We start from the raw sequence: 12322 nt of genomic DNA on the forward strand, positions 1-12322 counted from the left end.
AGCAGGCCGCAGCATCCCCGACCCCGCCTGACTCTCACCAGAGGCTCCACACCGCGGCGAGCACGAACACGACGCCCACGACCTGGAGCGCGTGTCCGCTCCCCCGCAGTTTCCCGATGCGCCGCAGGCGTTCGGGCTCCGGCAGGGCCGGGCTGACCCGCCCGGCCGCCGCGCGGCCGCCCCACCGGCCGACCGCCACCAGCGCGGCGCCCGCCACCGCGAGCGCCGCAAAGTCGGCGATCACCGCGACGGCCGGGGCGGCGCGGGCACCTGGCCCGGCACCGGTTGCGCGGGCACTTGGCCCGGCGCCTGGCCCGGCACCGGTTGTGCGGGCACCTGGCCCGGCGCCGGTTGCCCGGCCGCTTGGCCCGGCACCGCTTGCCCGGGCACCTGGCCCGGCGCTTGCCCCGGCACCGGCGACCACCCCGGTGCCTGCTGCGGCGGCGCGGCCGGATCGGCCGGGCGGTAGGCATCCGCGTACCGGACGTTCGCGTCCGCGAGCTGCGTCCCGAGCCACCCGCGCCACGTGGCAAGGGCCTTCTCCAGGGTCAGCTGCTGCTTGAGCTGGTCCTTCACCTGGTCGAAGACCGCCGGCTGCGGGGGCAGGATCTGGCGGACCCGGCCGACGTTCCAGCCGTGGCTGGTCTGCACAGGACCGAACAGCCCGCCGACGGGGGTCGCGAAGGCCGCCTTGGCGTAGCCGTCCTCGAGCTGGGCCGCGGTCACCTGGCCGAGGTCACCGCCCTTGTCCCGCGTCGCGCCGTCCAGGCTGCGCTGGGCCACCAGGGTTTCGAACGGGGTCCCGGCCTGGAGGTCGGCGAGCGCCCGGTCGGCGTCCTCCTTGGTCTTGACGACGATGTTGGTGAGCTGCCGCCGTTCCGGCGTGTCCAGCTGCGCCTTCCGCTTCGCGAACGCGTCCGCGACCTCGGCGTCGCCGACCGCGCTTCCCGCGGTGACCGAGTCGAACAGCTGCGAGACCGCGAGCTGGCGCTTGATCTCGTCCAGCACCGCGTCTTCGGACGTCCCGGTTGTGCCGAGCGCCTGGACGAACTTGCTCCGGGCGTCCGGCCCTTCGCCGATCTGCTGCGAGATGAACCGGGTCAGCACATCGCGGGCCGCCTTGTCGGCGATGACGATGTCGCGGTCGCGCGCCGCCTGGTCGAGCACCATCCCGACGGCGACCGCCTTCGCGGTGTCCCGGCGGAACGCGTCGGACTTGGCGGTGTCCTGCTGGTCCGGTGGCTGCACGCCGTAGAGCGCCTTCAACGTCTGGATGCGCTCCTGCAGCTGCGTGACGGTCTCGGTCTGGCCGCCGTAGGCGAACACCGCGTCGCCGGGCAGGTCGTCGGCACGCGCCGACCACCACGCCAGTCCGGTCCCGCCGAGCAGCACGACGAGGACGAGCAAGGTGACGATCCGCCCACGGCGGCTGCGGGGCAGCCGGACTTTTCCGGGCCATGCGGTGATCTTCATGAGGGAACTCCTACGAGTGCTTCGGGCGCCGGGCTGGGTTCCGGAGCGGGGGCGGGGTGGCCCGGCGCGAGCCAGACGACGAGCCGGGCGGCGGCCATCGACAGGACGACGGCCGCGGCGAGCAGCAGGCCGAACTGCCGGATGGCGTCGAGCCGCGAAAGGGCCAGTGCGAGGTAGCCGACGGTCGACACCGCGCCGACCAGCAGCACGGATCTGCGCAACGCGTGATCGCGACGGCGTCCGGCTTCCGCCAGCAGCACCGCGAACTCGCAGCCGACGGCGGCGATGAGGGACCCGAGCGCCATGGTGATCGGCGTCAGCGAAATCCCGGCCAGCCAGACGGCGAGCAGGCCCGTCCCGGTCGCGACGAGGGCGGTGGCGACCGCGCGGAGCGCGTCCTTCCGCCGGGCGAGCACGACGGCGAGCACGAGCCCGGCCACGGCGATGCCGACGCCGTTGGTCCAGAACCGGTTGCCCGAGACCAGTTCGTACCCGCGGGCCGCGACGATCGGCAGCCCGGTCAGCTCGGCGCGGTAGCCCGGCGGCGCCGGCGGAAGCTGGTTCAGCAGGTCGTCGCGCAGGCCGACCAAGCTCTCGACGTCGTCCAGCCGCACCCCGAACGAGAGCACGGACTCCTGCCCGTCGGCGCGTAGGACCGACCCGGTCAGGTAGGGCGGCAACAGGCGTACGGCCGCGGTGATCTCGTCCTTCGTGGGCGTGGAGCCGAGGAAGTTCAGCAGTGTCGGGAGCGACACGACCGGGCGGAGCCGGTCACCGTGCCGGGAGACGGTGACGTCCTGGGCTTGCCGCGACCACGCCAGCGCCTGCGGAGACGTGACGTCCGGGCCGTGCAGGACGACGTCGACCTCGCCGGAGGAGCCGATGACCTGCTCGACGTGCTTCGCGTCGTCGAACGCGGGCAGGCCGTGCACGAAGCTCTCGATGTCGCTCTGCAGGGGAAGCCCCGGCAACGTCGCCCAGCCACCGGCCGCCAGCGCCGCCACGGCCAGTCCGACACCCAGCCGCACGGGCAGGCTCGCCTTGTGTCCACTGTAGACCTTCACGGGCGCGGGCTCCGCCACGGCCGGCCGGAACAGCAGGCCGACGGCGAAGGCGACCAGCACCCCGATCCCGAGCGCGATCCCGAGGTCCCGCACGAACGGCAACGGCGCGAACGCCAACGCGCCGAACGCGGCCGCGGTCGCGGCGGCGACCGCGAACACGACCCGCCGGTCCGCCCGGCGCGCCAGGTAGGTCGGGAAGTCGCTGCCGACGCCGAGCAGCACCGGCAGGAAGGCCACCACCCCGAGCGACAGCGGCCGGCCGAGCCAGCCGAACAGGCCGACCGTCACCGCGGTGGCCACCAGCGAACCGGCCAGCGGCAGCAGCCGGTGCCGGCGGCGGTGCCACGGCACCAGCAGGAAGCACAGGGCCACCGCGAGCAACGCGGCGCCGCCGAGCAGGGGAAGTTCGGCGCGAACCTCGTCGGCGAGGGCACCCGCGATCGCGGGGACGCCGGACACGGTCACCTTCGCCCCATCGACGGCGGCCGCGCCGACCGCGTCCCGCACGCCCCGGACGAGCCGCTCGGTCGCGGACTGGTCGAGGTTCTGCCGCGGCCGGACCAGGATCGCGACCGCGTTCGCCGACGGCACGACGAAGTGCCACTGCGGCCGGGGACTTCCGTCCGCACCGAAGACGACCGCGTTGACGAACGCCTGGTTCTTCAGCGTCGGCAGGCCCGCAGGCAGGGCCTGGACGAGCAGCTTGCCGTACCGCTGGTCGAACGCGGCCACCGCGGCGTCGGCGGCGTGACCGGCCGCCCGGTCGGACGCGCCACGCTGCTTGGCTTCGGCCTGGGCCTGCGAGCGCAGGCGGTCGCGGCGGCCGGAGAGCTCGGCCATCAGGTCCTGCGCCCGGCCGGCGGCCTGGTTCAGCACGGTCCCCGGCCCGTACACGGCGGCGACGTCGGGCAGCTTCGCGAACTCGCCCTCCAGCTTCACCAGCGACGGCAGGTGCGGCTGGTCGAGCAACAGCCCCGGGTGCGCCGATTCGAGCAGCACGACGACGGGGTCACCGCCGAACGACCGGCTCAGCTCGTCGAACCGCGCCACCGCGGGATCGTCGCCCGGCAGGAACGAGCTGACGCCGGTCTCGATGCGCGTCCTGGCGATACCGGTGCCGACGAACCCGGCGAGGACGACGAGGACCGCCGTCATCGCCAGGACCTTCGGGGACGGCCGCTTGATGCCCCTCACTTCGGCGGGTCCTGGACGACCCGCGGGTAGGACCCGCTGAACGGCCCCGGGTTCGCCGACTGCCCCGGCGCCGGATAGGGGTTGTTCTTCTTCAGCGGGCCGACGTCGATGTTGAGGGGCAAGCCCTTCACGCTCTGCTCGTTGAAGACCATGAACAGCCGGATCGCGTTGCCGTTGGCGTCACCGCGCGCCGTCACCTGCCCGATGTTGGTGAAGAACGCGGCGACGTCGCGGCCGTAGGGCACCAGGTAGGACAGCATGGGGTTCACGTCGCCCAGTGCCACGTTCAGCGTCGGCAGGAACTTCGACGCGTCCGCGGACACCGCGGGCACCCGCTGCAGCGTGCCGGGCGCCGCGTCGAGCACGCCGTTCAACGACGGCAGCAGGCCACGCAGATCGGCCGACGTGGCCGGCAGCTCCTGCAACGCCGCATCGAGGTCGGGCGCGGCCGCGTTCAGCCCGCCCGCGACCGGGCCCAGCGCGGGCGAAAGCCGGCTCAGCCCGCCACTGGCGTTCTTGGCGGTGTCCATCAGGCCGGGCAGCCGCCGCAGGACCTCCCGCAGCTCGGTGTCGCTGCCCGCGGTCGCCTGGGTGAGCTTGTCGGCGTCGGTCACCAGGTCGGCGATCTGACCCTGCCGGGTGTCGAGCGCCGCCAGCAGTTTCGCGGTGTTGCCGGTCAGCTGCTGCAGGTCCCCGGACTGGGCCGAGAGGGCCGCCAGCGCGCCGTGCCCCTCCCGGCCGAGGTCGCCGAGTCCTTGCAGAGCTTGGGAAACACCCTGCTTGGTGTCTTTCGTCCCGGCGCCGAGCGAGCGGACCAGCGTGCCCAGCGACTCCTTGGTCGGCCGGTCGAGGCTCGTGAGCACGTCGTCGAGTTCGACGGCCTCCTTGCCCGCCGACGGCGGCAGCACGGTGCCGCTGGGCAGCGCCGGGCCGTGGCCGTCGGTGATCTCGAGGTAGGTCTCCTCGATCAGGGTCTTGTTCCGGACCTGGACGGTCGCGCCCTCGTGCAGCGGCGCGTTCCGGTCGAGCCGCATCGTGACGTGCGCGAGGTCGCCTTCGGTGCGCAGCGCTTCGACCTTGCCGACCTTGACGCCGGCGATGGTGATGTCCGAGTCGTAGACCAGGTTCGACGCGGTGTGGAACCGCACCTCGGCGGTGTAACCCGCCTGGGAGATCCCGGGCAGCCGGCCGCCGGAGTTCAGCCACAGGTACCCGAACAGGCCGGCGCAGGCGGCGATGAACACGGCCAGCACCAGGGTCCGGATGTGCGGGACGAGCCCACTGGGAATCCTCATTGGACACTCCCTCTACCGCGCGGCGGCGGCTTGCAGGGCGGGCAGCAGCGGCAGCAGGCCCGTGACGCTTTCCGGCGAGAGCTGGGCGATGGCGCGGTACGCCCCACCGGTTCCGTCGCGCAGGCTCGTGATCGACCGCGAGTTCGTGACGAACGCGGCCAGGTCGTTCAGGTACGGCAGCACCGCGGTGGTGATCGGGCCCAGCCGTCCGGTCACGTCGTGCAGGTCGCCGAGTGAGGCGTTCAGGTCGCCGACGAACGGACGCAGGTCGTGCACCACGGGACCGGCCTTGTCGACCACCGGCCGGGCGGTGTCGACGGTCTCCCCGAGCTTGTCGACCGTGCCGGTGAACTTCTCCAGCGAGCCGGGCAGGGTCCCGCTCGCCTCGCGTAGCTTGTCGAGGACCGGGTCGAGCTGGGCGCTCAGCGCGCCGATGCTGCCGGTGGCCTGTTCGAGCTGGTGGGTGAAGTCCGGCAGCTGCGCGAGCGCGGCGTCGAAGTCGCCGTTGCGCTGCCCCACCGTCGCGAGGGTCTTCTGGAGGGAGTCGGCCAGCGCGCCGAGTCGTTGATCGTCGTCGCCGGTCGCCGACGCGATCTGCCCCAGCGCGGTGACGAGCTTCTGCAGCGTCTCCTTGCGGGTCTGCAAGGCGGTCGCCACGGGACGCAGGTCCCGCACCACCTGGTCGGTCGCCTCGAGTCCCTTCGGCAGGTTGGCCGGCGCTCCGGCCAGCGCGACGTCCGATTCGGACAGCAGCGTGGTCAGCGCTTCCCGGGTGTTGGCGTCCAGGTGCCCGAGCGCTTCGTCGACCTGCACCGGCCGCACCGAGTTGGTGACGGACAGGACCCCGTCCTCGGGCAGCGGCTTCCCCGGCGGGCCGCCGGGGTTCAGCTCGACGTACATCTCGTTCAGCGGGCTCTTCGGGCGCAGCAGGACCCGGGCGTTGTCGTAGACCTGGTGCCCGTTGTCGATCGCCAGCTCGAGCCGCGCGTGCCCGCGGTCGTCGACACTCGCCGCTCGGATGTCGCCGACGGCCACGCCCGCGATCCGCACCTCCTGCCGGCTCGACGGGTTGATCGCCGGCGCGGACTCGAAGGTGACCGAGAAGTGGGTCTTGCCGTCCCACGGCACGCGGACCTGCTGCATCGTCAGGATGTAGCCACCGGCCACCAGCCCCGCGGTCACGAGCGCGGCCACGGCGAGGACGTTGCGCTTGAGCCGCGGTTCGCTGGAGATCCGCTGCCAGGTCCGCCGGACCCGGCCCGGGTGCGCGTTCATCGTCCGCTCCTGTTCTCCGGGGTGGCGCCCTGCAGGTGGGCGAGCGTGTTCATCAGCTGCTCGAAGTTGATCGGGGTGCCGGCGATGCTGCCGCCGCCGAGGCCCGGCTGAAGGCCCACGGCCACGCCGTTCGGGTCGGTGAGCGAGGACGCGCGGTCCATGGTCGCGAACATGTAGCCGACCTCTTTGTAGAACGGCTGGTCCGAGCCGCCCCCGGCGTAGATGCCGGTGCCCTTGAAGGGCGAGAGCACCATGTTCAGGATCGGGCCGTTGACGCGGTCCAGCACCGGCCCGCGGACGTCGTCGAAGACCTTCGTGGTGCCTTGCGCGGCCGGGACGAGCTGTTCGACCAGGGGCTGTGCGTCGGTGAGCAGGCCGCGCACGTCGGTCAGCAGCGGCCGGGTCTTGGTGAGCACCGGATCGGCGTGCGCCAGGAACGCGTCGAGCTGACGCGCGACCGGCCGCGCGGGATCCGCGGTGTCCCGCAGCTTGCCGAGCGTGACGCCGAGGTGGGTCAGCCCGTCGTCCGCGTTGTCCAGGGTCCGGGGCAGGTCGGCGATCGCGGTGGCGATGTCGGCGCGCCGGTTGTCGAGCGTCGAGGTGACCTGCTGCAGGTTCTGCACGATCGAGTCGAGCTGCCCCGGCTCCTCGGTCAGCACGCGCGCGGTCGACTCGAACCCGTGCACCAGGTTCGGCAGGTCGGTACGCGGGTCCTGCCCCTGCAGGCCCTGCAGGACCGGCGTCGTCGCGTCGAGCGTGTCCGGCGCGTCGGCGAGCAGGTCCTCGATCGCCGACTTGCCGCCGGCGCGCAGGGTGTCGTCGAAGTTCTGCGTCGCCGAGCGGATGCCTTTCACCGCGTCCGGTTGCAGGGCGTCCGCGAGCTGCTGCAGCTCCACCGGGGTCTTGGTCCGCTCGACCGGGATGGTGCCGGCGAAGGTGGTCCGCCCGCCGCCCGGGACGAGCTCCACGTAGTACTTGCCGCCGAGGATCGTGGTCGGGCGCAGGGCGGCACTCGGCGCGGCGCCGAGCTTGCCGGTGATGCCGTCGTCCACCTTCAGCTCGACCAGGGCCGAGCCGTCGGCGGATCGGTCCACTGAGGACACCACGCCCACCGGCACCCCGGCGACCTTCACCTGGGAGACGAACGGCTGGAGGTGGTAGTCCTGCGCGAACTGGACGCGGACGATGTCGCCGGGCCGCAACGCCGTCGCGACCCGGTCCTTCTCGAGCAGCGCGAAGCCGGCCAGCAAGGTCACGACGAGGATGACGACGCCGAGCTTGAACGCCGACACCGGCTGCCGGTGCCGGGTGCGGGAACGAAGCGCCTTCACCGGTTGCCTCCTGGGATCTTCCGGGCGTCGTGGGCCGCCTCACCCGGTGCGGGATAGGGGTTCCTGGCGACCAGCGGATCCCGCAGACCGCCTTGCCCGAGCACGGACTCCTCGCTGAACAGCAGGTAGAGCCGCAGGAAGTGGCCGTTGGCGTCGCCGTGCGAGAGCGCGGCGGCCCAGTTCGTGAACCACCCGCTGACTTCCGGCGCGTACGGCGCGAGCACCCGCAGGAACTGGTCGGCGCTCGCGAACGTCTGCGTCAGCCGCGGCGCCAGCGGCCGCGCGTCGTCGACGGTCTGCGTCAAGTCGGTCAGCGCGGGCTCGGCCTGCCGGCCGACGTCCGGGACCTTCCCCAGCGGCGGCACGGCTTCCCGCAGCACGCCCCGGAGGTCGGGCGTCGCCTGGCCGAGCGCACGCGCTCCGGGCACGAGCTGCGCCATGCCGGCGTGCAGGTCCTTGAGCGGGGCCTGCAGCGACTGCAGGCCGGCTCGCGCGGCCCGCAGCGTGCCGGGGGCGCGCTGCACGACGTCGTCGAGCGGCTTCCCGTCGTCCACCGCGACGGCTCGCATCGTGGTGTCCAGCCGGCCGAGCAGCTCCGACAGCTGGTCCTGGCGCCCGGCGAACCGGGCCGACAGCCGGTCGGCCGTGGTCAGCAACGCGGTCAGGTCGGCGCCGTCGTTCGCGGACAGGGCCTTCGAGACGGTCGCGAGGTCGGGCAGCATCCGCGGCGCGGCCTTGAGCGCGTCCTGCAGGTCCTGCGCGTGCCCGCCGGCGCCGCCGCCCACTTCCCGGACGGTCGAGCCGAGTGCCTCCCGGGTGGGCGCGTCGAGCACGTCCAGCAGGTCGCTCAGCTCCTGGGAGCCGGCGGTCCGCTTGGGTGGGATCACCTCCGCCGGGCCGAGCTTCCCCGCCTCGGGCGTGCCCGGCGTCAGCGCGATGTACTTCTGCCCCAGCGCGGACCGCGAGGCCACCGTGACGGCCTTGGCCTCCGCGGCCGCGTTCCGGTAGACCTCCCGCGTGCCGTCGAGCTGCAGCGTCACCCGCGGGGCCCCGTCGACCAGCCGGATGTCCTTGACGCGGCCGACCCGGACGCTGGCGACGCGGACGTCGTCACCGGGGCGGAGCGCACCGACGTCCGAGACGTCGGCGTCGACCAGGGTGTACGTCGCCCCGGGCAGCCCTTTGTCCGCCGTGAGCGCGAGCTGCAGCGCGAGAGCGAACACCACCAGCACCACGGCGCCCGTGGACACCGAGCGGAACTTGCGCGACCGGCGCTTGGCCATCAGGAACCTCCGAGCAGGAACTGGAGAACGCCGCTCTCCTGGCGCTCGTTGAGCCCGGTCACGCCGCCGTCCGGCGCGACGAGGGACTTCGTGTCGAGCAGGCCCGACGAGCCGAGCGCGCCGGGGAGCCCGGGAATCGGCGACGGAGTGGCCTGCTTGCCCGGGAGCGTGGGCGGCGGCGGGGTTCCGGTCAGCGACGGCAGCAACCCGGTGATCTCCTCGGGGTGGATGATCGCCTGGCCGCGGAAGTAGTGCGAAAGCCCGTCCCAGCCGTTGGTCGACATCGCCCAGAACCGGAAGAAGTTCAGGACGTTTTCGAGGTTGCCGGTCAGCTGCGCGGTGAGCGGGTTCGCCGCGGCGACGGTGCCGCGCAGGCCCGGGCCCGCCTTCCGGAGCTCCTCGACGACCGGGCGCGCCGCGTCCATCAGCTTCTCGGCGCGCTCGAGGACGGGCTTCGCGCTCGTCAGCGCCGGGTCCGCCGACTCACTGAACTTGCGCAGTTCGTCGCTGACGGCGGTGAGGTTGTCGGTCGTCGGCCGCATGCCCTCGAGCACGGGCGTGGTGGCCTTGGCCGTGCCGGTGAGCTCGGCGAGGGTGTCGCGCGCGGCGGAGAGGGTTCCCGGCAGTTCGGCGAGCGAGGCGTCGAGGCCCTGCTGGTTCTTGGCCGTCACGTCGAGCACCTGCCGGGAGGAGTCGACCAGGTCGCCCAGGGTCTTGCCGTTGTCGGCGGCCAGTGCGCCCGCGACCGGCTGCACGTGGTCGACGAGGTCGGTCAGCAGCTGGTTCTGCTGGCCGAGCAGCTTCACCAGCCCGTCGGTGTCCTGCATGGACGATGCCAGCGCCTTGATCGAGGCCTGCGCGTTGGCGCCGTTGCCCTGCATGCCTTGGCCCAGCATCGTGACCAGCGCGGCGAGCGACTGCCCGGTCGGGTCGTCGATCGTGTTGAGCACCTGGTCGAGGTCGGTCGCCTGGCCGGTCTGCTTGATCGGCAGCACGTCGCCGTCGTGCAGCAGCGGCGCGGAGGCCGTGCCGCGATCGAGGTCGACGAAACGCTCACCCAGCAGGCTGACCGGCTTCACGGTCGCCCTGGCGTCCTTGTGCAGCGGCAGCGCCGTGCCGTCGACTTTGAGGGTGACGATCGCTTTGGCGTCGTGCACGCTCATGCCGGCCACCTCGCCGACGGTGACGCCGTTGACCTTGACGTCGTTGCCGACGACCAGCGGGCTCGCGTCGGCGAACTCCGCGGCGATGGTCAGCTTGTCCGGCTGCTCGCCGGAGCCGGTGTTCGTGACCGCGGCGCCCGCCACGGCCGCCGCCACCGCGGTGGTGGCCAGCACGGCCTGGATCTTCCGCCGTGTCCTCATCGGACTCCACTCCCGAACGCGTCGGTCCACGGCTGCCCGGCGATCGCGCCGGGGGCCGGGAACGGGTCGCTGGCCATCCCGGGCGGCATGACCCCCGGGTTGTTGTCGAAACTCGTGAGGCCGGCCGGGATGTTGACGCGCATGTAGTGGCCGTTGCTGTCGTAGTTGGCGGCCGAGGAGCCCCAGTTCGACAACCACCCGACCACTTCGGGTGTGTAGGGCCGCAAGAAGCTCAGCGCGGGCGTCAGCGAGTTCACCGCCGAATCCGAGCCGGGCAGGGCACCGTGGGCGCTGTCGAGCAGGCCCGGGGTGAACTGCAGCAGCGTGCCGAGCGAACCCAGGGTGGGCCGCAGCTGCGCCACGGTCGGGCGGAGGTCCGCGAGCACCGGGCGCAGGGTCCGGGCCACGGCGGGCAGGCGGTCGGTCGCCGGGCGGAGGTCGTTGAGCAGCGGTACCGCTTTGTCGACCGTGCCGGGCACGTCGGCCAGCGTCCGGTCCGCGGTCCCGAGGGTGCCGGGCAGCTTCCGCAGCGCCGCGCGCAGCTGGTCGCGCTGCTGCGCGGCCGCTTCGGTCGCGCCGGACAGCCCGGAAACGATGGCGCGCACCTGCTGATCCCGGTTCACCAGCGTGGTGACCATGCCGTTCAGCTGGCCGGCCAGCTGTTTGATCGCCGGCCCGTCCGAGCCGACGGCGCGCAGCACCCCGCCGAGCGCTTCCACCGTCGGGCCCGCCTTCTGGAGGGTCTGCCGGAGGTCGGTCTGGTTGCCCTGCACGGTTTGGTCGAGTCCCTGGACCAGGGAGCTGAGGTGGGCGCGGGTGGCGGGGTCGAGCGCGGCCAGGACCTTGTCCATCTCGACCGGGTCGGACACCTTGCCGTCCAGGGTGCCGCCCGGCGGGATGACCGGATTGGCCTTCGGGCCGTCCCGGACGTCGAGCTGCCGCTCACCGAGCACGGCCTTCCACACGATGCCCGCCGAGGCGCCGGAGTGCAGTGGCGCGAAGTCCTTGGTCAGCCTCATGGTGACCTGCGCGCGTCCGTCCTTGATGGACACGTCGTCGACCTGCCCGGCGTCGAAACCGTTCACGAGGACCTTGCTGCCGGCGATCAGGCCGGTCGCCGACGGCAGCACCACGTTCGCCGGGTAGTCGTCGTCGCCCGGGGCGATCAGCAGCGCGGCGGCGGCCACCGCGGCCACCCCCAGCACGAGGAGGGGAATTCTGCGCATGGGTTCAGTCCATTCCCAGCGGTCCGGCGGAGTCGCCGGAGAGGAACTGGCGGACGAACGGATCCGGGGAGTTGAAGGCTTCCTCGGTCGGTCCGTAGTGGACGACCTGGCCCTTCCAGATGACCCCGACGTAGTCGCTGACCTTGCGCGCGGTGCGGATGTCGTGCGTCACCAGCAGGTAGGTCCCGCGGTACTCCTGGTGCATGTCGAGGATCAGGTCGTTGAGCAGGCTGGTGCGGACCGGGTCGAGGCCCGAGTCGGGCTCGTCGAACAGCACGATGTCGGGGTTCATCACCAGCGCCCGCGCGAAGCCGGCCCGCTTGCGCATGCCGCCGGAGACCTCGTTGGGGTACTTGTAGGACGACCGTTCGAGACCGACTTCCTTGAGCCGCTGGTTGACGATCGCCTCGATCTCGTCCTCGCCCATGTCGGTGTGCTTGCGCAGGGGGAACGCCGTGTTGTCGAAGATGTTCATCGACCCGAACAGCGCGCCGTCCTGGAAGAGGACGCCGAACCGCTTGCGCAGTTCGTAGCGCTCTCGTTCGCCGATCTTCCAGATGTCGCGGCCGAAGATCCGCACCTCGCCCTGGTCCGGCTCGAGCAGGCCGACGAGGTGCTTGATCAGCACGCTCTTGCCCGTACCGGACGGGCCGAGAATGGTGGTGATCGCGTTGTCGGCGAACTCCAGGTTGAGCCCCTTCAGCACGTCGAAGCTGCCGAAGGACTTGTGGACGTCGCGCACCTCCATGGTGTGCACGCGCTCCGGTGAGCCGATCGTCTCGACGCCCGGCCCGTTCACCCCGGTGACCATGAGTTC

At 72.4% G+C, this 12322-nt stretch carries 10 protein-coding genes; all 10 read right to left on the minus strand.

Going from position 1 to position 12322, the window contains the following annotated elements:
* Positions 1–34: 34 nt before the first annotated feature.
* The 10 genes from ACIRSS_RS47780 to ACIRSS_RS47825 are packed head-to-tail and all read right to left on the minus strand — an operon-like array spanning position 35 to position 12316.
* Positions 35–244, minus strand: coding sequence for a hypothetical protein (locus ACIRSS_RS47780; RefSeq protein ID WP_400908418.1), 210 nt, complete (start codon positions 242–244; stop codon positions 35–37).
* Positions 241–1473, minus strand: coding sequence for a peptidyl-prolyl cis-trans isomerase (locus ACIRSS_RS47785; protein WP_400908421.1), 1233 nt, complete (start codon positions 1471–1473; stop codon positions 241–243). Before ACIRSS_RS47785 ends, ACIRSS_RS47780 begins: the two co-directional genes overlap by 4 nt.
* On the minus strand, positions 1470–3731 hold the full coding sequence (locus tag ACIRSS_RS47790; RefSeq protein ID WP_400908423.1) for an MMPL family transporter: 2262 nt from the start codon (positions 3729–3731) through the stop codon (positions 1470–1472). Before ACIRSS_RS47790 ends, ACIRSS_RS47785 begins: the two co-directional genes overlap by 4 nt.
* The gene (locus tag ACIRSS_RS47795; protein ID WP_400908426.1) at positions 3728–5026 is read right to left on the minus strand and encodes an MlaD family protein; all 1299 of its coding nucleotides are present in this window, start codon (positions 5024–5026) and stop codon (positions 3728–3730) included. The genes ACIRSS_RS47790 and ACIRSS_RS47795 overlap by 4 nt, the downstream gene beginning before the upstream one ends.
* 12 nt (positions 5027–5038) lie before the next feature.
* Positions 5039–6301 (minus strand): MlaD family protein, encoded by a 1263-nt coding sequence (locus ACIRSS_RS47800; RefSeq protein ID WP_400908429.1) that lies wholly within the window; start codon positions 6299–6301, stop codon positions 5039–5041.
* Positions 6298–7632: an MlaD family protein gene (locus ACIRSS_RS47805; protein ID WP_400908432.1), complete on the minus strand. Its 1335-nt coding sequence runs from the start codon at positions 7630–7632 to the stop codon at positions 6298–6300. Before ACIRSS_RS47805 ends, ACIRSS_RS47800 begins: the two co-directional genes overlap by 4 nt.
* On the minus strand, positions 7629–8915 hold the full coding sequence (locus ACIRSS_RS47810; protein WP_400908434.1) for an MlaD family protein: 1287 nt from the start codon (positions 8913–8915) through the stop codon (positions 7629–7631). The genes ACIRSS_RS47805 and ACIRSS_RS47810 overlap by 4 nt, the downstream gene beginning before the upstream one ends.
* Complete coding sequence (locus ACIRSS_RS47815) at positions 8915–10279, minus strand: MlaD family protein (RefSeq protein WP_400908436.1); 1365 nt, start codon at positions 10277–10279, stop codon at positions 8915–8917. Before ACIRSS_RS47815 ends, ACIRSS_RS47810 begins: the two co-directional genes overlap by 1 nt.
* On the minus strand, positions 10276–11505 hold the full coding sequence (locus tag ACIRSS_RS47820) for an MlaD family protein (protein WP_400908439.1): 1230 nt from the start codon (positions 11503–11505) through the stop codon (positions 10276–10278). Before ACIRSS_RS47820 ends, ACIRSS_RS47815 begins: the two co-directional genes overlap by 4 nt.
* 4 nt (positions 11506–11509) lie before the next feature.
* Entirely contained in the window at positions 11510–12316 is an 807-nt protein-coding gene (locus ACIRSS_RS47825; protein ID WP_400908442.1) for an ABC transporter ATP-binding protein, read from the minus strand.
* Between the last annotated feature and the right edge of the window lie 6 nt (positions 12317–12322).

This window comes from Amycolatopsis sp. NPDC101161 (assembly GCF_044768185.1).
In the GTDB taxonomy this organism is placed as follows: domain Bacteria; phylum Actinomycetota; class Actinomycetes; order Mycobacteriales; family Pseudonocardiaceae; genus Amycolatopsis.